Source organism: Comamonas sp. GW821-FHT11H03 (assembly GCF_058807955.1).
In genome coordinates, this window is the sequence record NZ_JBXARF010000010.1 from 136,951 (window position 1) to 158,464 (window position 21,514).

19 protein-coding genes are annotated in these 21,514 nt (G+C 61.3%); 16 read left to right on the top strand and 3 right to left on the bottom strand.

Annotated features, from left to right (window positions below; all coding sequences use genetic code 11):
• Positions 1 to 380: 380 nt before the first annotated feature.
• Positions 381 to 821, bottom strand: coding sequence for an acetyltransferase (locus tag AC1RTQ_RS20685; protein ID WP_492878497.1), 441 nt, complete (start codon positions 819 to 821; stop codon positions 381 to 383).
• A 44-nt stretch (positions 822 to 865) separates the two neighbouring features.
• Complete coding sequence (locus tag AC1RTQ_RS20690) at positions 866 to 1,777, bottom strand: LysR family transcriptional regulator (RefSeq protein ID WP_492878499.1); 912 nt, start codon at positions 1,775 to 1,777, stop codon at positions 866 to 868.
• A 108-nt stretch (positions 1,778 to 1,885) separates the two neighbouring features.
• Here AC1RTQ_RS20690 and AC1RTQ_RS20695 point away from each other — a divergent pair, with 108 nt between their 5' ends.
• Positions 1,886 to 2,653, top strand: coding sequence for an SDR family NAD(P)-dependent oxidoreductase (locus tag AC1RTQ_RS20695; protein ID WP_492878501.1), 768 nt, complete (start codon positions 1,886 to 1,888; stop codon positions 2,651 to 2,653).
• A 196-nt stretch (positions 2,654 to 2,849) separates the two neighbouring features.
• Positions 2,850 to 3,251: a GFA family protein gene (locus AC1RTQ_RS20700; RefSeq protein ID WP_492878503.1), complete on the top strand. Its 402-nt coding sequence runs from the start codon at positions 2,850 to 2,852 to the stop codon at positions 3,249 to 3,251.
• A gap of 72 nt (positions 3,252 to 3,323) precedes the next feature.
• Here AC1RTQ_RS20700 and AC1RTQ_RS20705 read toward each other — a convergent pair whose 3' ends face one another.
• Positions 3,324 to 4,136 carry an enoyl-CoA hydratase gene (locus AC1RTQ_RS20705; RefSeq protein WP_492878505.1) on the bottom strand — a complete coding sequence of 271 codons (813 nt, stop codon included), beginning with the start codon at positions 4,134 to 4,136 and terminating at the stop codon, positions 3,324 to 3,326.
• A gap of 108 nt (positions 4,137 to 4,244) precedes the next feature.
• Here AC1RTQ_RS20705 and AC1RTQ_RS20710 point away from each other — a divergent pair, with 108 nt between their 5' ends.
• The 14 genes from AC1RTQ_RS20710 to AC1RTQ_RS20775 all read left to right on the top strand — a co-directional run bounded on the left by AC1RTQ_RS20710 (position 4,245) and on the right by AC1RTQ_RS20775 (position 21,425).
• The gene (locus AC1RTQ_RS20710; RefSeq protein ID WP_302091701.1) at positions 4,245 to 5,036 is read left to right on the top strand and encodes an SDR family oxidoreductase; all 792 of its coding nucleotides are present in this window, start codon (positions 4,245 to 4,247) and stop codon (positions 5,034 to 5,036) included.
• A gap of 18 nt (positions 5,037 to 5,054) precedes the next feature.
• Positions 5,055 to 5,999 (top strand): Zn-ribbon domain-containing OB-fold protein, encoded by a 945-nt coding sequence (locus AC1RTQ_RS20715; RefSeq protein ID WP_492878507.1) that lies wholly within the window; start codon positions 5,055 to 5,057, stop codon positions 5,997 to 5,999.
• Between the two features lie 15 nt (positions 6,000 to 6,014).
• Positions 6,015 to 7,118, top strand: coding sequence for an acyl-CoA dehydrogenase family protein (locus tag AC1RTQ_RS20720; protein WP_304349695.1), 1,104 nt, complete (start codon positions 6,015 to 6,017; stop codon positions 7,116 to 7,118).
• A gap of 12 nt (positions 7,119 to 7,130) precedes the next feature.
• Positions 7,131 to 7,547 carry a MaoC family dehydratase gene (locus AC1RTQ_RS20725; protein ID WP_302091698.1) on the top strand — a complete coding sequence of 139 codons (417 nt, stop codon included), beginning with the start codon at positions 7,131 to 7,133 and terminating at the stop codon, positions 7,545 to 7,547.
• Positions 7,548 to 7,579: 32 nt separating this feature from the next.
• Positions 7,580 to 8,752: a lipid-transfer protein gene (locus AC1RTQ_RS20730; RefSeq protein ID WP_304349769.1), complete on the top strand. Its 1,173-nt coding sequence runs from the start codon at positions 7,580 to 7,582 to the stop codon at positions 8,750 to 8,752.
• A gap of 17 nt (positions 8,753 to 8,769) precedes the next feature.
• Positions 8,770 to 9,951, top strand: a complete 1,182-nt coding sequence (locus tag AC1RTQ_RS20735) for an acyl-CoA dehydrogenase family protein (RefSeq protein WP_492878510.1) — start codon at positions 8,770 to 8,772, stop codon at positions 9,949 to 9,951.
• A gap of 42 nt (positions 9,952 to 9,993) precedes the next feature.
• Positions 9,994 to 11,805, top strand: coding sequence for a long-chain-acyl-CoA synthetase (locus AC1RTQ_RS20740; protein WP_492878512.1), 1,812 nt, complete (start codon positions 9,994 to 9,996; stop codon positions 11,803 to 11,805).
• The gene (locus AC1RTQ_RS20745; RefSeq protein WP_492878514.1) at positions 11,798 to 12,865 is read left to right on the top strand and encodes an MBL fold metallo-hydrolase; all 1,068 of its coding nucleotides are present in this window, start codon (positions 11,798 to 11,800) and stop codon (positions 12,863 to 12,865) included. The genes AC1RTQ_RS20740 and AC1RTQ_RS20745 overlap by 8 nt, the downstream gene beginning before the upstream one ends.
• A gap of 12 nt (positions 12,866 to 12,877) precedes the next feature.
• Positions 12,878 to 14,074, top strand: coding sequence for an acyl-CoA dehydrogenase family protein (locus tag AC1RTQ_RS20750; protein ID WP_492878516.1), 1,197 nt, complete (start codon positions 12,878 to 12,880; stop codon positions 14,072 to 14,074).
• A gap of 132 nt (positions 14,075 to 14,206) precedes the next feature.
• Positions 14,207 to 15,334, top strand: coding sequence for an acyl-CoA dehydrogenase family protein (locus tag AC1RTQ_RS20755; RefSeq protein WP_492878518.1), 1,128 nt, complete (start codon positions 14,207 to 14,209; stop codon positions 15,332 to 15,334).
• 1 nt (position 15,335) lies between these two features.
• The gene (locus AC1RTQ_RS20760) at positions 15,336 to 17,042 is read left to right on the top strand and encodes a class I adenylate-forming enzyme family protein (protein WP_492878520.1); all 1,707 of its coding nucleotides are present in this window, start codon (positions 15,336 to 15,338) and stop codon (positions 17,040 to 17,042) included.
• Between the two features lie 281 nt (positions 17,043 to 17,323).
• On the top strand, positions 17,324 to 18,703 hold the full coding sequence (locus AC1RTQ_RS20765; protein WP_492878522.1) for a DUF1329 domain-containing protein: 1,380 nt from the start codon (positions 17,324 to 17,326) through the stop codon (positions 18,701 to 18,703).
• Between the two features lie 35 nt (positions 18,704 to 18,738).
• Complete coding sequence (locus tag AC1RTQ_RS20770; protein WP_492878524.1) at positions 18,739 to 20,250, top strand: DUF1302 domain-containing protein; 1,512 nt, start codon at positions 18,739 to 18,741, stop codon at positions 20,248 to 20,250.
• 71 nt (positions 20,251 to 20,321) lie between these two features.
• Entirely contained in the window at positions 20,322 to 21,425 is a 1,104-nt protein-coding gene (locus AC1RTQ_RS20775) for a dienelactone hydrolase family protein (RefSeq protein WP_492878526.1), read from the top strand.
• Positions 21,426 to 21,514: the final 89 nt, after the last annotated feature.

The window sequence follows — 21,514 nt, forward strand, 5'->3', positions numbered from 1 at the left end:
AATGAAAGCCTTTCATGGCCACGGCGCTGGCCATGACGGTTCTTTCGATACAGACACCGATTCTAGGCAAGCAGATTCTGCTGCACAGGCACAGCGCCGATCTCGCATCTCTTTGCTCGGTCTATGGCGAGCCTGCCCCGCATGCGGAGAAGCCATGGCACCGGCGCTGCAGGGAAGCAACGGCCGACGCCTGCAATGCTCCGTATTAAGGAGCTGCTTGCGCTTGACTGAATTCGAATTCAGATTGTTTTATATCTGAAATTATTAATGGATTTTCGCTATAAGCTATTATTTATATAGCATTTGAGATGTTGAATGCAGCGATCCGGTCTGGACCGGCGCGCGCAGTCCAGCCAGGCCGGCCTTTCAGGGGTCAGGGATCAGGGATTGGCGTATTTGAGATGGATGATCGGGTAGGCGCGGCCTTGTCCGTCCTGCGGGGAGCGGCCCGTGCGCTTGAAGCCCATCTTTTCGTAAAAGCCCACCGCCTGCGCGTTCTGCTCGTTCACATCGGTGCTCATCTCGGGATGCAGCGCCAGGCCGTGGCGCACCAGCGCCGCACCGAGGCCCCGGTGCCTGAAGGCGGGGTCCACAAACAGCGCTTCCATATGGCCCTGGTCCACAAGCATGAAGGCCAGAGGATGGTCCTGCTCGTCGACAGCGAACCACAGCGGGGCGTGCGGCAGAAAGCCGCGCACCATCTCATCAATCTCGGCGCGATCCTGCGGACTCAGAAAGTCATGGGTGGCATCAACGGCATGGCGCCAGATCTCGATCGCTCGTGCCCCGTCTTCGGGGCGGGAAGCTCGAATGCAAGTCATCGCCGAATGATACATATGCACCATGCTCGCCCTGGTGCCGGGCATCAAGAGCGGTCCATGCCTGTCAGATGGGGCTGTATCACCTCGGTGATCCAGTTCAGAAAGGCCGTGACCCGCGGCGCGATATGTCTGCGATGCGGGTACAGCAGGGACACCGGCATGGGCGCCGCCTTGAAGTGGGGCATGACCTCGACCAGCAGGCCCTGATCCAGCAGATGGCGCGCACCCCGGACAGGGGCCTGAATCAGGCCCAGGCCGGCAAGACAGGCTGCCTGGTAGGCATCTGTGCCGTTGACCACCAGGGCGCTGAGCATGGGCTGCAGCGCGATTTCCTTGCCGCGCTGATATTCCCAGCCCGCACCATGCCGCCCGAGCTGGTTCGCATAGTGAATGATCCGGTGCCGTGACAGATCGGCCAGTGTCGCGGGCGTGCCGTGGCGCTGCAGATAGGCGGGGCTGGCCAGATTGCACATCTCCATCGCACCGATGGTGCGGGCGATCAGGTCGGTATCTGCCAGCGCGCCAATGCGCACCACGCAGTCAAAGCCTTCCTGCACCACATCCACGCGGTGGTCCCTGGTACTGATGCCTACTTCCAGCAAGGGGTGGGCCGAGAGGAATTCGGGCAGTTTGGGAATAACGACATCCCGGGCCAGAGAGTTGGGCATATCGATGCGCAGACTGCCTCGCAGTCCGCTGGTGGCGGGCTGGAACATGGCTTGCAGCTGTTCCAGGTCGGCCATCAACTCCTTGCTTCGCTCAAGGAACTGCTCGCCATCGGCGCTCAGCCGCACATGCCTGGTGGTGCGTTGCAGCAGACGGGTTCCGAGCTGCTTTTCCAGCTGCTGCACCACGGTCGACACACGGCTTTTGGTCAGCCCGAGCTGCTCTGCGGCCAGGGTGAAGCTGGAGAGTTCGGCCACGCGGGTGAACACATGAAGCGCATTGAAGTCCATGGCTTTATTGTATTTTTAAAGTGAACAGTGCGATCTTTTCTAAATTGTTTATTCATTGAGGGAGAACACCTAAAGTCCTGGCTCGTTGACATACTCCATGAGACCGACATGCAAGCATCTGCACCCCGTATCGCATTGATCACCGGCGCAAGCCGTGGCCTGGGCCGTAGCGAAGCCCTCAAGCTGGCCGAGCGCGGCGTTCATCTGATCGTCACTTACAAGGACAGTGAAAGTGATGCCCAGGAGCTGATCTCCCGCATCGAGGCGCTGGGCAGCCGCGCCGTGGCGCTGCGCCTGGATGTGGGTGAGAGCAAGAGCTTTGCCGCGTTTGCCGACCGTGTCGGGCGCGTGCTGGCCGAGACCTGGCAGCGCGAGCAGTTCGACTATCTGGTGAACAATGCCGGCATCGGCCTGGTGGCGCCGTTTGCCGAGACCACGGAAGAGCAGTTCGATCTGCTCGTCGATATTCACCTCAAGGGCACGTTCTTTCTGACGCAGAAACTGCTGCCCCTGATCCGGGACGGCGGACGCATCATCAATACCTCGTCCGGGCTGGCACGCTTCAGCCTCCCCGGCTATGCCGCCTATGCGGTGATGAAGGGCGGCATTGAGGTGATGACGCGCTATCTGGCCAAGGAGCTGGGAGCACGCGGCATCGCCGTGAACACCATTGCCCCTGGCGCCATAGAGACGGATTTCGGTGGCGGCGTGGTGCGCGACAACGCACAGCTCAATGCCCATATCAGCGGGCTGACCGCCATGGGCCGGGCGGGGCGCCCCGACGATGTGGGCGCCGCGGTTGCCGCCTTGCTTGCCGATGGCAACAACTGGGTCACGGGCCAGCGCATTGAAGTCTCTGGTGGCATGATGCTCTGAGCGCGCATCAATCTTGAGGACTCCATCCGGATTTCTCGGGGTGAGCGGCATCGGGTATGTCGGGCAATTCCATTCGGGACATGGCCTTGCCCTGCAGCGCCGGCCAGGCCTGGGCATATGGGGCGTGTGCAGGTGCGCAGCGGCAGATGTGATGACTGGCGCCCCGTGTTTGGATAGCGGATTTGGAGACTGAGTCGTGCCCGAGAACTATCTGGGAAGCTGTTTATGTGCAAGAGTCGGCTACAGGCTGCTGTCGCCGCCCAGGGCCGTGACGCATTGCCATTGCGGGCAGTGTCGCAAAAGCCATGGCTCCGCGTTCGCAAGCTATGGCGCCGTGCCGCGCAAGGACTTGTGCATAGTCTCCGGGCAGGGCGATATCAAGTCCTATGCCTCTTCGGCTTCCGTGCACCGGCAGTTTTGCCAGCACTGCGGCTCATCCCTGTTCTGGTCCGGGCAGGCCGGTGACTGGGCCGACTGGATATGCATCGCACTGGGCACGCTGGACTCGCCTTTTTCGGCGCTCAAGCAAAAGCATGTGCATCTGGAGTCGCAGCCTTTGTGGTCAGGCTTTACCGGTGGCTGCATGCGCAACGACTGAGAGCCGCCTCAGACTCTCGGGCTGCTGCACCGATCTCAACCAAGGCGATGTTGCGGCGCTGGCTTGATGCGTTCACTCCCCCTTGAAAACTGGCTGGCGTTTCTCAATGAACGCATTCATGCCTTCCTTCTGGTCGCGGGTCGCAAACAGAATCTGGTTGGCCTTGCGCTCCAGCATCAGGGCGGCGTCCAGCGATGCGTCCATGCCGGCAATCACCACTTCCTTGATCTGTTCCACGGCCAGCGGGGGCATATTGGCAATCAGTTTCGCCATTTTCAGCGCCTCAGGGATTACCTGATCGTCTGCACAGACTAGGCTGACCAGACCCATGGCATAGGCTTCGTCGGCGCTGACGGGTTTGCCCGTCAGCAGAATGCGCATGGCCTGGAACTTGCCCACGGCGCGCACCAGTCGCTGGGTGCCGCCGATACCGGGCATGATGCCGATGCGAATCTCGGGCTGTGCAAAGCTGGCCCCTTGCCCGGCAATGATGATGTCGCAATGCATGGCCAGCTCGGCCCCGCCGCCAAAGGCATAGCCGCAGACCGCTGCAATGATGGGTTTGGGGCATTTCTCAATGGGGGCCCAGACGCGCTCCGTGTGGCGCTTCATGATCTCTATGGGGCCGCAGGAGTCCATGCTCTTGATGTCCCCGCCTGCCGCAAACACCTTGTCGCCGCCAGTCAGAACGATGCAGCGCACGCTGGCGTCTGCGCTCAGCTCCGCGAAGGTTCTGGACAGCGCCGTCTGCAGAGAAAGACTCAGCGCATTCGTTGCCTCGGGGCGGTTGAGCTGAACGATTGCCACGCCATGGTCCTGATGCCGAACCAGTAGCTCTCGCTGCGCGGTGTCCATGTTTTCAATAGCGGAAAGCGTTGCCGACATAAGGATTCCCAGGGAGTTGAACAGGGACGATGGTCGTTTTCAAGGGATGGACCAACATCGTCCTTTTGGACGTATCTGCTGCTGATGCCGAAACCTAAATTGGCAGGCATGGACACGAACAACAACTTTCAAGACAAGGTCGTGCTGGTCACTGGCGGCACCAAGGGCATCGGCAAGGGCATTGCCCAGGCGTTTCTCGCGGCAGGAGCCACGGTGGTCGTGTGCGGCCGTCAGCAACCCGAAGCGTTGCCTAGCATCAATGGCCGCAGCGCAGACTTCATTGCCTGCGATGTGCGCGAGGCCCAGGCCGTCAAGGACATGGTCGATCAGGTGCAGCGCCGCCATGGTCGTCTGGACGTTCTGGTCAACAACGCCGGCGGCGCTCCCCATGTCGATGCCGCCACGGTGTCGCCGCGCTTTCACGAAAGCGTGCTGCGCCTGAATCTCTTCTCGACCCTGCATGCCTCGCAGGCCGCCAATGCCGTGATGCAGCAGCAGGACGGCGGCGGTGTGATTGTCTGCATCGGCAGCATCAGCGCGCTGCGTCCTTCCCCTGGTACGGCCGCCTACGGCGCGGCCAAGGCGGCGGTGCTGAGCCTGGTCAGTTCTCTGGCTGTGGAGTGGGCGCCCAAGGTGCGCGTGGTGGCCGTCAGCCCCGGCCTGGTGCGCACCGAGCAGTCGCATCTGCATTTCGGGGATGAGGCCGGTATCGCCTCTGTCGCGCAGACCATTCCTGCGGGCCGCCTGGCCGAGCCCGAGGACATTGCCAACGCCTGCCTGTATGTGGCCTCGCAGAGCGCTTCCTACATGAGCGGCACCAATCTGCTGCTGCACGGCGGCGGTGAGCGCCCCGCATTTCTGAGTGCCTCGAACTCGGAATCCGTGCCGCAGAAACACTGAATTTCAAAGGAGACAATCTTGACCGATCAAGACTGGATGGCAGAGGTCCGCGCATACGTGGGCAAGCAATACGGGCGTGTCCATGCCTGGGACAAGGTCAACAGCCCCATGATTCGTCAGTGGAGCGAGCTGATGGGTGTGGCCGTAAAGACCAACAAGGATGGCAGGACCATTGCACCTCCTGCGATGCTGCAGGTCTGGTGCATGGAGGGGCCGGTGCAGAACAACTATCCGCCAGGCTCCACGACAGAGAACCCTTATGAAGTTCTGAAGCTGATCGAAGCGCACGACTTTCCTTCCACCGTGGCGGTGAATTCCGAGCTGAGCTTCGAGCGCGATGTGCTCGAAGGTGAAGACCTGTACTACACGACACGTCTGGAAGCCATCAGCGAAGAGAAGACCACGGCCCTGGGCACGGGCTACTTTGTCACGCAGATCATGGAGTACTTCTCGATCAAGGCAGCGAATGGCCAAGACGAGAAGGTCGGCCAGCTGATGTTCCGCGTCTTCAAGTTCCGTCCCGCCAATGTGCAAAAGGCCGACCCCGCGCAGGTTGCCGCCCCGAAGATCAAGCGACCCGCACCGGGCGTGAGCGACGACAACCGCTTCTTCTGGGAAGGCCTGAAGCAAGGCAAGCTGCTGATTCAGCGCTGCAAGAGCTGCGGCGATCTGCACCATCCACCCGGTCCCGTCTGCCCCCAATGCCATTCGTTCGACTGGGACACGGTCGAGGCCAGCGGCAAGGGCACGGTGTACTCGTTCGTGGTCATGCACTACCCCGAGGTTCCGCCTTTCGACCACCCCAATCCCATCGGTCTGGTGGAGCTGCAGGAGGGCGTGCGTGTGATTGCCCAGCTGGTCGGCGTCAAGCCCGGCGAGGTGCAGATCGGTCAGAAGGTGCAGGTGGAGTTCAACACCTTTGACGGTGATCTGACTCTGGCCCAGTTCCGTCCCGTGGGCTGATGCTAGGAGACCGTCATGGACTTTCAACTCAGTGAAGACCAACGTGCATTTGCAGACATGGCGCAAAGCCTGTTCGCAGACTATTGCACCGACGACAAGCTGCGCGAGCACGATGCCTCGGGCCAGCCTTTCATGCAGGAGCTGTGGCAGCAGTGCGTGGCTGCGGGCCTGCACAGCATCCTGGTGCCGGAAGCTGCAGGCGGCCTGGGTCTGGGAATGAGCGAGATGCTGGCTGTGCTGGAGCAGCAAGGCCGTGCGCTGGCGCAGGTTCCGCTGTGGCAGCAGCAGGTCGCTGCGGCCGCGATTGCGAAGTTTGCCGAGGGGCAGGACGCAGTCGTTCAGTCAGCCTTGGAGGGCGAGTTGCTGGCTCTGTCGCTGCAGGCTGCCGTGGCCACACGCGGGCCGGCGCTTCAGTTGCAGGGTGAGCGACTCAAAGGCCAGCTGCAAGCCGTGCCGTTGGGCGAGCAGGCCCAGATGGCGCTGGTGGCAGCGGCGGCGGGCGATGAGATCAAGCTCGTGCTGGTGAACCTGCAGGCCGATGGCGTCAGCCGCGTGGCCGGCATGCGCGAAGACTACTGTGCGGTGGCAGACATCAGCTTTCGCAACACGCCGGTGCTGGCCGTGCTGGGCGGCCGTGCGCTGGACTGGGTCAACGAAATGGCAATCGCCTGCCTGGCCAGCCTGCAGCAGGGCGTGACACAGGAGCAGTTGCGCCGCACCGTGGAGTATGTGAGCGAGCGCAAGCAGTTCGACCGTCCCATCGGGACTTTCCAGCTGGTGCAGGGCCAGATGGCCGACGGCTACATCCTCATGCAGACGCAGCGCAGCGCACTGAGCCAGCTGGTCTGGCGTCTGGATGCCGGCCTGCCCTGCACGCCGCAGGCCCATGCGGTGCGTGCCCAGTCCAATGAGCTGGGCCTGAAGGTAGGCCGCGTTGCACAGCATGTGCATGGCGGCATGGGTGTGGATGTGACCTATCACATTCACCGCTTCATGTTCTGGTGTCGGGCACTGGCTGCCGAGGTCGGCAGCGCCGAACAGCACCTGCAGGCGCTGGGCCAGTGGCTCGCAGACAACGACACGCTCGGCTGGAAGTACGACCTGCCCGAAGACCGCTAAGGAGACAACAACATGGCAAACCAATCTATTCGCTTCGAGTCGGTAAACGTGGGCGACGAACTGCAGCCCGTCAGCGTGCCCATCACCGTGCCGCTGATTGCCGGCGGCGCCATCGCCACGCGTGACTATTTCCCCGGACATCATGACCGCGATGCCGCACGCGAGCTGGGCTCGCCGCATATCTTCATGAACATCCTGACCACCAACGGTCTGGTGCAGAGCTTTGTCGAGAGCTGGGCTGGCGAGGATGCACGCCTCATGGATCTGAAGATTCGCCTGGGGGCCCCCAATTACCCCGGCGACACCATGAAGTTCACGGGCTCCGTGACCGAGAAGAACGAGGCCACGCGCAGCGTTCAGATCGCACTGAAGGGCAGCAATTCCATGGGCTCTCACGTCAGCGGCACTGTGCAAGTGGCCCTGGCCTAAGAACAACAAGCGGAGACATTCCTGTGAACGATATGAATATTTCCGGTCGCGCCGCCATTGTGGGTCTGGGTGCAACAGAATTTTCCAAGAACTCGGGCCGTACCGAGCTGCGCCTGGCCATGGAGGCCACGCTGGCTGCGCTGAGCGACGCCGGCATCGACCCCAAGGAGGTGGACGGCTTTTCCTCGTACTCCGTGGACAAGGTCCCCGAGTATGAAATCGCCCGCCTGCTCGGGGCTCGCAATGTGAGCTTTTTCTCGCAGGTACCGCATGGCGGTGGCGCGGCCTGCGGCCCTGTGCTGCATGCGGCCATGGCCGTGGCCACGGGCATTGCCAAGACGGTCGTGGTCTACCGCGCCATGAATGAGCGCAGTTGGTACCGTTTTGGCACCGGCAGCTATGGCTTTGGCAGCACGCCATTCTTCGACAATGTGAACTATGGCTGGTACATGCCCCACGGCTTTCACACACCGGCATCCTGGGTGGGCATGTTTGCCCGCCGCTATATGCATGCCTTTGGTGCGACCAGTGAGGACTTCGGCCGTGTGGCCGTGGCCGTGCGCGACTTTGCCGCCACCAATCCCAACGCGTTCTTCTACGGCAAGCCCATCACGCTGGAGGAGCACCAGGCCAGCCGCTGGATCTGCGAGCCGCTGCACCTGCTGGACTGCTGCCAGGAGTCTGACGGTGCCGTGGCCATGGTCATCACATCGAGCGACCGTGCCCGTGAGATGAAGGCCAAGCCGGTCTACATCAAGGCGGCGGCCCAGGGTATCTCTGACGGCCAGCAGTCCATGACCTCGTTCTACCGCGAGGACATCACCGGTCTGCCCGAGATGGGGCATGTCGCCAGCCAGTTGTGGCAGCAAAGCCGCCTGACGCCCAAGGATGTGCAAAGCGCGGTGCTGTACGACCACTTTTCGCCCTTTGTGCTGCCTCAGCTCGAGGAGTTCGGGTTCGTCAAGCGCGGCGAGGCCAAGGATTTCATTCGCGCCGGCGAGCATGCACGCGGCGGCTCCATGCCCATCAACACCCATGGCGGCCAGCTGGGCGAAGCCTATATCCACGGCATGAACGGCATTGCCGAAGCCGTGCGCCAGATTCGGGGCAGCTCCGCCAATCAGCTCAAGGACGTGCACAACATGGTGGTGACCGCCGGTACAGGCGTGCCCACCAGCGGCCTGATTCTGGGCGACGAGGCCTGATTGCAAGGGAGACATTCATGTTCATTGACCTGACTCCCGAGCAGCATGCGCTGCGCCTGAAGTGCCGTGACTACTTTCAGGCGTTGATGACGCCCGAGCTCAAGGCCCGCATGCGCGGTGCAGAGGGCGGCGACGAATACCGCGAGCTGATCCGCAAGATGGGGCGCGATGGCTGGCTGGCGATCGGCTGGCCCAAGGAGTTCGGCGGCCAGGGCCTGTCGGCCACCGAGCAGCTGATCTTCTTTGAGGAAGCGAATATCGCCGGGGCTCCACTGCCTTTCGTCACCATCAGCACCGTCGGTCCTGCGCTGATGGAGTATGGCACCGAGGCGCAGAAGCAGGAGTTTCTGCCGGGCATGGCCAGCGGAGACATCATCTTCGCCATTGGCTACTCCGAGCCCGGTGCGGGCTCCGACCTCGCCATGCTCAAGACGCAGGCGCAGCTGCAGGGCGATCTGCAGACCGGGCACTTTGTGGTCAACGGCCAGAAGCTGTGGACTTCAGGCATCGAGTCGGCCGACTACGTGTGGCTGGCTGCCCGCACCGACCCGGAGCTGGCACGCCACAAAGGTATTTCCATCATGGTGGTGGATACCCGGGACAAGGGCTTTTCGCACACGCTGATTCAGACCGTGGGCAACTACACGGCAGCCACGTATTTCGACAATGTTGAAGTGCCCGCAGCACGTCTGATCGGCCAGCTCAATGGCGGCTGGAAGCTGATCACTGCACAGCTCAACCACGAGCGCCTGGGTCTGGGGGCATGGTCGGACAAGGTGTTTGCTCCCTTCGTCAAGGTGCTGCAATGGGCCAAGGCCAAGGATGAGCAGGGCCGGCGCGCTGTCGATCAGGCCTGGGTCAGGCGCAGTCTGGCGCAGTGCTATGCCCGCCTTGAAGCCATGCGACTGACCAACTTCCGCATCGCGGCCAGTCTGGAAGCCGGTGCCATGGACGTGAGCCTGGCATCTGCCACCAAGGTCTATGGCTCGGAAGGCATGGTCGAGGTGCTGCATCGATTGATGGACATCGTGGGCAGCAGCGCTCTGGTGCGTGGCGGCTCGGCGGCGTCCTATCTGATGGGTGAGCTGGAGTATGAGCTGCGCGCCTCCACCATCAACACCTTCGGTGGCGGCACGAACGAGATTCAGCGCGAGCTGATTGCCCAGTTCGGCCTCGGCATGCCGCGCCCTCAGCGCTGATCGAAGACATCTCACACATCAAAAATACCAAGGAGACATGTGATGAGCGACACGACTGTGGTGTCGCGCGAGCAGACCCAGCTCAAGCTGGATCGTCGCGCGCCCATTGCGGCCAAGTACCTGGCCGATACGCCCTACACCATGGCTGATCGTCTGGAGGACTGTGCGCGAGATTTCGGCGAGCGCATCTTTCTGACCGAAGGCGATGTGCGCTACACCTATGCGCAGTTCAACCAGCGCGCCAATCAGGTGGCGCGTGCGCTGCATGAGCAGGGGGTGAGAAAGGGCGATGTGGTGGCCATGGCCATCGAGAATCGCCCGGCCTTTTTCTTTGCCTGGTTTGGCGTGGCCAAGCTCGGTGCCGTGGTGGCCTTCATCAACACCCATGTGATGGGCAAGCCTCTGACGCACGCACTGGAGGTGACCAACGCCAGCCATGTGATCGTGGGCGAGGAATGTGCAGAGCGCTTTGCGCAGACTGAAGGACTGAACACCGCGCTGAGCTACTGGCACTGGCCCGATGAAGTGCGCCCCGCCGCAGCGGGAGTTCTGCAGCAGTTCGGCTCTGATCTGCAGGCCCTTGCCATGAGCCGGGACGGCACGGCGGTGCCGCTGGATTGGCGCGAGGGCGTGGTGGCCGGCGATACGGCGCAGTACATATTCACCTCAGGGACCACCGGCCTACCGAAGGCAGCGGTCATCAGCCATGCACGCTGGCTGATGGCGGGGGACTCCATGCAGCTGCTGTGGGAAATCACCCGGGATGACTGCTTCTACTGCTTCTTGCCGCTCTACCACGGCGCAGCTTCCATGTCGCTGACGGCAACCGCCATGGCTGCGGGAGCGCGCATCGTGGTGCGCCGCAAGTTCAGCCGCAGCGAGTTCTGGAGTGATATCCGCGCACACGGCATTACCTTTTGCCAGTATGTGGGGGAGATCTGCCGTTTTCTGCTCAGCGCGCCCGCGACGGACAGCGACCGGGAGCACAGCTTGCGCAAGATGGCCGGAACCGGCCTCACGCCCGAGATCTGGCAGCAGTGGACATCGCGCTTTGGCGCCGTGTTCCAGATCTATGAAGGCTGGGGAGGCACGGAGTCCAACACCAATACCATCAACCTGGACAACCGCATCGGCTCCTGCGGTCGCGTTCCGTTCTGGGAAAAGACCAATTTGCGCCTGGTTCGCTACGACCAGGAAAGAGGCGATTACATCCGAGATGAAAACGGCTTTTTGCAATTGGCAGGCGTGAACGAGCCCGGCGAGGCCATCGGCATGGTCATCCAGTATCCCGGGGTGGTTGCCGGGCGCTTTGAAGGCTATACCAGCGAGGAGGCCTCCGAAAAGAAGCTGCTGCGCAATGTCTTTCAGCAGGGCGACCTCTGGTGGACATCGGGCGACCTGCTGCGCTGCGACGAAGACGGCTACTGCTGGTTTGTGGACCGTATCGGCGATACCTTCCGCTGGAAGAGCGAGAACGTCTCGACCATGGAAGTCAGCGATGCACTCGGGGACTTCCAGGGGCTGGATGCGATTACCGTCTATGGAGTGCAGGTTCCTGGTCACGGTGGCCGTGCGGGCATGGCAGCGTTGGTGATGCATGAGGGAGCCCCATTCGATCCCAAGGCCTTGTGGAAGATAGCCATCGCTCGTCTGCCGCGCTATGCGGCACCACTGTTCGTGCGTCTGATGGATACGCCGGACATGACCGGCAACTACAAGCTGCGCAAGGTGGATCTGCAAAAGCAAGGCTATGACAGCGCTCAGACGGGCGACCCGCTGTTTGTACGCAATGACAAGCTGCAGACCTATGTGCCGCTGACCGCTGCAACGCTTGAAGAGGCACTGCGTGGATAGCGCCGTCGCGCAGGAGCGCGTACGGGCCAAGCCCGCAGATGTGCTGCGTTATCCCTTTGCGCCGCCGGCATCCGATGGCAGCCATGTGGAGATCGTCCCCGGTCTGCTGTGGCTGCGCATGCCCATGCCCATGGCTCTTGACCACATCAATGTCTATCTGCTCAGGGACGGCGACGGCTGGGCCGTGGTGGATACAGGGCTGGGAATTCCCGGCACCTTCGAGCTGTGGGAGAAGATCTTCACGGAAAAATTGGCCGGCCAGCCGCTGACCCGTGTGATCTGCACCCACTGTCACTATGACCATGCGGGTGCGGCATGGTGGTTGCAGGAGCGCTTTGGCGTGCCGCTGCTCATGAGCTATGGGGAGTTCATGATGCTGCGCTCGCTGATGGGGCCGCCGCCCGATCCTTTGCCCGAGGCGCATCGCGAGTTCTATGCGCGTGCCGGGGTGAGCAGCCAAGAGCTGGACGACATGCTGACCGCCATGCGCAAGGATCCGTTCATGCCGAGGCAGCCCAGCCATTACCAGCGCATTCGTCCGGGTGAGGTGCTGCAGATCGGCGAGCGCCGGTGGCGCATTGTTCTGGGCGAGGGGCACTCGCCCGAGCATGCCTGTCTGTATTGCGAGGAAGACGGAATTTTGCTGGCCGGTGATCAGGTGCTGCCGCGCATCACCTCGAATGTGATGGTCAGCCCCATCGAGCCCGAGGGCAATCCGCTCAGGCTCTGGATTGATTCGCTGCATCGTTTGCATGAGCTGCCGGCCGAGACCTTGGTGCTTCCATCGCACCAGGGTGTTTTCTACGGTCTGCACGAGCGCCTGGTGCAGGTGCTGGAGCACCATGCCGAGCAGTTTGCACTGCTGACCGGACATCTGGGCGAGGTGGGGCGGGCAACGGCTGCCGAGCTGGTGCCCGTGCTCTTTCCCAGGCTGCGCGGCCCCGTGGATCGCCTGATGGCCCTAGGGGAAACGATAGCCCATTTGAACCTGCTTCACCAGGATGGAACGCTGCTGCGTACCTCGGGTGAAGGCAAGATTGCATATTTCTCGTTGGCCTGAGGTGAGGAAGCCATGACGGAACTGGAAACATTCAAACAAGAAGTGGCGCAGTGGCTGGAGGAGAACTGTCCTGCAAGCATGCGCCGGCCCATCGTTTCAGAGGAGATGGTCTGGGGCAGCTCCAGGCTGCAGTTTCTGAACGAGGATCAGAAGCTGTGGTTCGAGCGCATGCGCGATCGTGGCTGGTTTGCACCGTCATGGCCGCGTGAGTACGGCGGTGGTGGCCTCTCTCCCAGGGAGGCCCGTATCCTGGACACGGAGATGGCTCGTCTTGGCTGCCGCCAGCCCCAGTACAACCTGGGCGTGTGGATGCTGGGGCCGGTCCTGGTGGAGGTGGGGACGCATGAGCAAAAGCTCGAGCATCTGGTGCCCATGATGCGCGGCGAGCAGCGCTGGTGCCAGGGATTTTCGGAACCCAATGCCGGCTCGGATCTGGCCAGCCTCAAAACCTCGGCCAGGCGGGTGACGGACGAGCAGGGCGAGGCCTATATCGTCAACGGGGGCAAGATCTGGACCTCGGACGGAGACAAGGGCGACTGGATGTATGCGCTGGTGCGCACCAGCAGCGAAGGCAAGAAGCAGGACGGCATCAGCTTTTTGCTGATCGACATGAAGAGTCCCGGCGTCACGGTCAAGCCCATAGAGCTGATCAGCGGCAAGTCCAGTTTCTGTCAGGTCTTCTTCGATGATGTGCGGGTGCCTGTGCGACAGCTTGTGGGCAAGGAAGGAGAAGGCTGGTCGTTGGCCAAAAAGCTGCTCCAGCATGAGCGTGCAGCCATGTCCAAGTTCACGGAAGGTGGCGCGCCGTCGCACGATGCACTCAAGACCGCTTTGCCCTACATGGTGGACGAACAGGGGCAGATCAGCGATGGCGTGCTGCGCGAGAAGCTGGCAGGACTGCTGATGGATGCACAGTCTTTTGCCCTGACCCATCGTCGGGTGACCGAGAAGGCTCTGGCGCGTCAGGACGTTGCCGGCCTCTCCAGCATCATGAAGCTGGTGCAGACCGAGCAGGAAGTTGCCAAGTACGAACTGCTGGAGCAGGTGCTGGGCCTGCGCGGCCTGGGCTGGGAGGCAGGCGACTGCCTCACAGCCGATGAGATCGATATAGGTCGGGCATGGCTGCGCTCCAAGAGCTACACGATTGCAGGCGGAAGCTCGGAAGTGCAGCTGAACATCATTGCCAAGCGCGTGCTGGAATTGCCTTGACCCCCTGAGCCGCTGTGCGGCGACAGCCTCGCTGCGGGGCGACGGGACTGCTAGGCCCTTGCCCGATGTCTCTGCGCTGGGCCGTATTGCTCGCGCAGGCTGAGGATAACGAATTGAAACGGAGACAAGAATATGACCATGCTTTTGTCGCAAGAGCAGGAATTGCTCAAGGACAGTGCTGTTGCCTTTCTCGCGCAGGAAGCGCCCGTGGCCCGGCAGCGCCGTCTGCGGGATGACAAGGTGGAGCAGGGCTTTGATACGCAGCTGTGGCAGCAGATGGTGGAGATGGGCTGGCCCGTGGCGGTGCTGCCCGAGTCGCATGACGGGTTGGCTGCGGGCTACCTGGGCATGGGTGCCGTGTTTGAAGCCATCGGCCGAAACCTGTCGGCACAGCCGCTGCTGAGCCAGGCCGTGATCGCGCCTGAGCTGTTGATTCGCGCCGGCTCCGCGGCTCAGCAGACGCAGTGGCTGCCCCTGCTTGCCAGCGGGCATGCCAGGCTGGCACTGGCTCTGGATGAAAAGTCCGGCCAGCACCTTGCAGCCAGATTGGGCACGGTAGCCGAGCAGACCGGCACGGGCTGGCGCCTGAGCGGTGAAAAAGCCTTTGTGATGGATGGCGTGGGCGCCAATGGCTTTGTGGTGCTGGCGGCATCCGGCGAAGGTGCTCCCGGCTTGTGGCTGGTGCCAGCGGATGCACAAGGTGTCAGCATCAAACCCATGAGCATGATGGACAGCCGCAACATGGCCCACGTGCAGTTCGATCAGGTGGGGCTGAGCGCTGATATGGCGTTGGTGGCCCGGCCTGCTGCTCAGGTGCTTGATGAAGTGCTGGACCGAGCCCGGGCCTGCCTGGCCGCCGAGTCTCTGGGCCTGCTGCGTGAGGTGTTTGACCGTACGGTTGGCTATCTGAAAGAGCGCGTTCAGTTTGATGTGCAGATCGGCTCATTCCAGGCATTGCAGCACCGTGCTGCACGTCTGTATGTGGAGCTTGAGCTGCTGGAGAGCTGTGTGCTGGCAGCTCTCGAAGCCATTGATTCCGGTTTGCAAGCCAAGGTGCCCGAGCTGGTCAGCGCGGCCAAGGCCAAGTCATCCGACTTGTGCGAGAAGCTGTGCAACGAGGCGATCCAGTTGCATGGCGGCATCGGAGTGACCGATGAACTGGATATCGGCCTGTTCTTCAAGCGTGCACGCGTTTTGCAGCGCCTGCTGGGCGACGGCAGCTATCACCGCAACCGCTTTGCACAACTGAAAGGTTTCTGAGATGAGCGATGCCTTGGTTTCCATGGGTGAAAAGATCAGGAACATTCGTGCGCAGCTGACTTCGCAGGGCGCACCTTTTGAAGTGCAGCAGGTCACGCTGCCCGATGGACGCAGCGTGGCAGCCTATCGCAATGCCTTTCAGAATCTGGCACAGGTCATTGATGCCGGCCGGGTTCATGGTGCGGCCGAGTTCATGGTCTATGGCGAGGATCGATGGACCTTTGACAGGTTCTTTGCGGCAGCCGACGCATTGGCCAGTCGCTTGCAAAAGCAGCGCGGCATCCAGCCCGGCGACCGGGTGGCGATCGCCATGCGCAACCGTCCCGAATGGGCCGTGGCCTTTGCTGCCACGGCCTTGCTTGGCGCAGTGCCGGTGCCTTTGAACAGCTTTGGCCTGAGCAGCGAGCTGATGGCCAATCTGGAGGACACCCGGCCGGTGATGCTGATCTGTGATGCGGACCGCCATGCTCGCATCAGCCAGGCCATTGCGCAGACGGCCATCAAGACGGTGGTGGTGGATGGCGAGGGGGGCGATATCAGCTGGTCGGAGTTGACCGCAGGCGGTCATGATGGCTTCGTGTCCCCGCAGCTCAGTGCCGATGAGCCTGCGCTGATCCTGTTCACTTCGGGTGCCACCAGCCGGGCCAAAGGCGTGGAATCCACCCACCGCGCCGTGTGCCAGGGCATCTTCAATATCGACTTCATCGGTGCAGTGGCAGCCATGACTTCGCCGGACGCCATTGCCGCCATCATGGCGCGACAGCTGCAGCCGACCACCTTGTCGGCCGTGCCGCTGTTCCACGTCAGCGGCCTGCATGCCCAGTTGCTGATCAGCCTGCGCCATGGCCGCCGTCTGATATTCGTTCACCGCTGGGAGCCCGAGAAGGCCGTAGAGCTGATTCGCAAGGAAAAGGTCACGCAGTTCAATGGTGCGCCCAGCATGGTGCAGCAGCTCATTGGTCTGCCCGGCTTCGAGCTGCCTGAAAGCTCTGGCAACCTCTCCGGTGTGGGCTTTGGCGGAGCGGGCCTGCACCCGCGCCTGATTGATGAGGTGTTGACCAAGTTCAAGGGGCGCATGTCGGGCATTGGATTTGGTCTGACCGAATCCAATGGCGTCTGTGCAGGCAGCTCGGGGCGCATGTTCGAGGCGCATCCGCGCAGCTCGGGGGTGCTGTCGCCCATCATCGAGGTACGAATTGCAGACCTGGATGGCACAGCCTTGCCTATCGGCGAGCCCGGTGAGATCTGGCTGCGTGGCGTGACCCTGATGGAACGCTATTGCGGTGATGCAGAGGCCACCGCCAAGGCCATGCAGGGCGGATGGTTCCACACCGGAGACATAGGCGTTCTGGACGATGAAGGCTTTTTGACCATCGTCGATCGCATCAAGGACGTGATCAACCGCAGCGGTGAAAAGATTGCTGCGGCGGAGGTCGAGGCCTGTCTGCTGCAGCATGAGGCGCTGGAGGAGGCTGCGGTGTTCTCCATGCCGCATGAGGTCACGGGCGAGCAGGTCGTTGCCGTGGTGGTCGGAAAGTCCGGGAGTCAGGTGACTCCCGAGCTGCTTCGCGCGTTCGTGGCCCAGCGTCTGGCGGGCTACAAGGTGCCCAGCCGGATCGTCGTGCGTGCCGAGCCTTTGCCTCGCAATCCCGCCGGCAAGATGCTCAAGGCATCGATTCGCAAGGAGTGTGCTGACCTGCTGACCTGATGTACGGAACTGGGGGGGGCTAGGACTTTCCCGATCACTCTCCGAAAGCCTGCTGCTGCTTCGTGCACCAGCAGGTTTTTTCATTCGGGCAAGCACTTCATGTGACCCATGTGGACTAGGTCGCTAGGGTCTGTCAGTAGTCGACTCAGACGATGGTTGAAGAGGCCTTCTGACGCAGTATGCAACTGCCTGCAAACGGCAAAACCAATGGGGCGATGCGAGGCAATGAAACTCGTTTGTAGCACCCGCCAAAAATAAGTTCTAGAACCTAGGAGACAGAGATGAAGTTTGTGACAGCCAAGACTCCACTCGCAGTGGCAGTGGGTTTGATGGTGGCGACGTCGGTATGGGCGAAGGTGCCGGCGAACGAGGCAGAACAGCTGGGCAAGGAATTGACATGCGTGGGTGCCATCAAGGCCGGCAACAAGGAAGGCACGATCCCTGAGTTCACCGGCAAGTGGGTAGGCGCGCCCGCCGGCGTGGCCCATGTGCAATCCAGCGGCAAGCACCCCGTTGACATCTATGCCGATGAGAAGCCGATTGCGGTGATCACTGCTGAGAACGTTGACAAGTACGGGGACAAGCTCAGCGACGGCCAGAAAGCCATGTTCAAGAAGTACCCCAAGACCATGCAGATTCAGGTCTACAAGGGTCATCGTGACTTCCGCTACACCGATGAAGTCTGTGCGGTTGCCAAGAAAAATGCACTGGAATCCGAGGTAAATCCCGACGGCAACAGCATCAAGGGCAGCATGGGAGCCATCAACTTCCCGATTCCCAAGACCGGTCTGGAAGTGGTCTGGAACAACCTGCTGCCCACACGTGCCTACAACGAGCACATTGTTCGCGATATGGCGAATGTGATGTCCGATGGCTCCATTGCCTGGGGTCGCCAGGAGAACATCAATCTGAGCCTGGACAACCTGCCCTCCAACGTTGGCAAGCCTGTGGAAGGTGTGATGGCCTATAGCCGCACTCGTGTGCTGGCTCCAGAGCGCGAAAAAGGTGGTGTGACCCACACGGTTGAACCTGTGAACTTTGCCAAGGACAAGCGTCTGGCATGGTCTTACGACCCCGGCACACGTCGCGTGCGCCAGGTTCCCGAATACGGCTTTGACCAGCCCATGCCTGGCACCGGTGGCAAGCTGACGATTGACTCGGATCGTCTCCTCAATGGCTCGCCCGAGCGCTACAACTGGAAGCTGGTTGGCAAGAAGGAGATGTACATCCCCGCCAACAACTTCAAGATCCATCAGCCCACGGTGAAGTACGCCGATCTGCTCAAGCAGGGGCACGCCAACCCCGACTTCATGCGCTACGAGCTGCGCAGAGTCTGGGCCGTGGAAGGCACGCTCAAGGAAGGCTTCCGCCATGTCTATGGCAAGCGTGTGCTGTTCGTTGACGAGGATACCGGCCAGGCCGTGGCATCCGATATGTATGACACACGTGGCCAGCTGTGGCAGCACGCGTTCATCAACTATTACTACTCGCCCGATATCAAGGCCTGGCACGCAGGAACGTCCTTCTATCACGACCTCAATTCCGGTGGATACATGGGCTACAACTTGTTCCAGGAACGTCCCAAGGGACCCATTCTGAACAAGGGTGACCTGACCCCTGCCATGTTCACGCCCGAAGCCGCACGCAACGTGGGCAACTAAGTTTTATCAACGAGCGACTCATCATGAAAAACAATATGAAGAAACTCACTCCCATCGCAGTGGCGGCGCTGCTGTCCCTGGGCATGGGTGCTGTGCACGCGGGGGAAACTATCGAGCTTGGCGATGGAGTCAAGTTCGACTGGCGTCTGAACATGAGCTATGGCCTGGGTGTTCGTCTGGAGAATCCCTCTCCAGTGCTGAACACGGACGGCAACAACAATTTCAAGAAAGGTGCACTGACGGCGAACCGTCTGGGCGCCGTCTGGGAGAGCAAGCTGTCAAAAGGCGACAGCGGTTTTGTGCTCAATGCCAGCACTTTCTACGACGACGTCTATCACCAGCGTAACGACAACAAGGGCCCGATCAGCACCGCCGGTCCCGTCAATGAGTTCAACTCTGCTGCCAAGCGCTATGGCGGCGGTTATTCGCGCCTTCTGGATACCTACGCCTACACCAGCTTCAACATGGGGGAGACCCGTGCCACGGTGCGTCTGGGCAAGCAGGTGGTGAACTGGGGCGAGTCCATGTACTTTGCCAATATCGCTTCGGCCCAGGGCCCCAGCGATGCGGCAAAGGCAGCTTCGCCCGGCGCAGAGGTCAAGGAAATCCTTCTGCCGGAAGATCAGATCTCGGCTTCGCTGGAAGTCAGTCCCAAGCTCTCGCTGCTGGGCCACTACCAGTTTGGCTTCCATGAAACATTGCTGCCTGCTCCCGGCATGTACACCAGCACCAGCAATGCCCTGGGCCCTGGCGCCTCCTGCCTGGGTGTCTACAACGGTGCAACCTGCCGGGGTCTGCGCAGAGGCACTGACATTCGTCCCAGCAGCACGGGTCAATGGGGTATCGGTGGCCGCTATCGCGTGACCGACGAGACTGAAGTTGGCTTGTACTACCTGAACTACAACGACCGTAACCCTTCGCTGGTCGTGAACATGAATGGTGCCGTACCTACGGGCTATCAGGTCCGCTATTTCGACGACATCAAGATGCTGGGAACGACGGTCAGCACGACCTTCGGAAAGTTCTCCGCATTTGGTGAAGCCAGCTATCGCAAGGGTACGCCAGTGCTCAACGGCAATGGCGTGGCGGTGCGTGGCGATGTGGTGCAGGGCAACGTCGGCGGTATCTTCAATATCGGCCGCACCGGTATCGCGGACGACATGTCCCTGGCTGCCGAAATTTCCGGCTCTCGCGTGCTCAGTGTGGCCGATGGCAGCTCTACCGATAACCTGAGCTTCAAGACCCGCAACTCCCTGGTGGCCGGTGCGACGCTGACGCTGGGCTATCCCGGCATCTTCGAAGGCTGGGATCTGAGCATTCCCATCAGCTACCAGTCGCAACTGCGCGGCCGTTCTCTGGTCGGCACCTTCGGCGGCGGCCAGAGCGACAGCCGGTTGAGCATTGGCGCGACTTTTGTTCGCAAGAGCAATTTCTCAATCAACGTGGCCTACATCAACTACCTGGGCAATCCTTCTGCCGATTCCCTGCGTGCACGCCCGCTGGCCGACCGCGACCAACTGTCTGTTACCGCCAAGTACTCGTTCTGAACCACACCAACGAGCCAACACCACAAAAGCCCGGCTCTCCGGGCTTTTGTGTTTGAAAGAGGCGCAAGCGAATGCAAATACTGACCGGAAAATGGGTGACACCTTTGGGCGCAGCAGCCCTGAGCCTGATGAGCAGTGCGGCATCAGGGCAGCATCTGTTCGATGCTTTGCCTCCTTTGCCCAAGGTGGTCCCCTTGATGGCTCCCACGGAGCTGCATGGTGATACACAGGGCGATATCCGCTTCAAGTCCAGCAGTCCGTATGACCTCGATGTGCTGCTCAGTCAGCCTGCCAAGGCAGAGGCAAGCATGGGTATGGGAAAGCTGTTCCTGCCCAAGGGGGCCAGCGAAAAGAAGCAGGTGCCGGCCATGGTTGTCCTGCCCGGTGGCGCGGGGGCCATTCCCGGGCGCGAGAGCGAAATGGCCCAGATGCTTGCCGACAACGGAATAGCTGCGCTGTTGGTTGATAACTTCAAGCCGCGTGGCATCAGCGAAGACATGCCTTATGCGCTCAAGATCATGGGGACTTCCGAGTTCGATGCCGTGGCCGATGCCTATGCTGCACTCAAGGCTTTGAACAAGCACCCGGCCATCGATGGCTGGCGTATCGGGGTGATGGGATTTTCCAAAGGCGGCATTGCGGCACGCATGAGCCTGGATGCACGCATTCGTGACAAGCTGGCGCCTTTCATTCAGCCCTTTGCCTTGCATGTGGACTTTTACGGGCCTTGCTATGCGCTGCTTCAGTCCCGCAAAACCACGGGTTCGCCCTTGCTCAGCTTCAGAGCGGGGGAGGATGCATCGAATGATCTGGTGGCCTGTGCGCAGCAGGAAAAAATCCTGCGTGAGGCGGGCTCCGAAGTCAGCACCGTGGTTTATGCCAGAGCAGGCCATGATTGGGAAAGCGACAAGCCACGAGAGATGACGGATCGCCCCTACCTGTCCGGCTGTACGATTGAGTTCAATGACAAGGACTTCCCCGTCCTCAACGGCCAGCCGCTGATTCCCGCCGGGGCTCAGCCCGATCGCCAGACGCGTTACAGGATTCGGGTGCAAAGCGGCAAAGCGCTGGGGGACTGCGTCAAGGTGGGCTATATTGCCGGACGCGATGAAACCGCGCGCAGTCTGGCCGGCAAGCAGTTGCTGCAGTTTCTCAAGGTAAAGTTCGAGCAGTAGACAGGACTCTGCGGGAAAGCAGAAGGCCAGCAAATGCTGGCCTTTTTTCAAGTGTCAAATTGGCCCGAAGTTCTTGTTCATGAAACGCA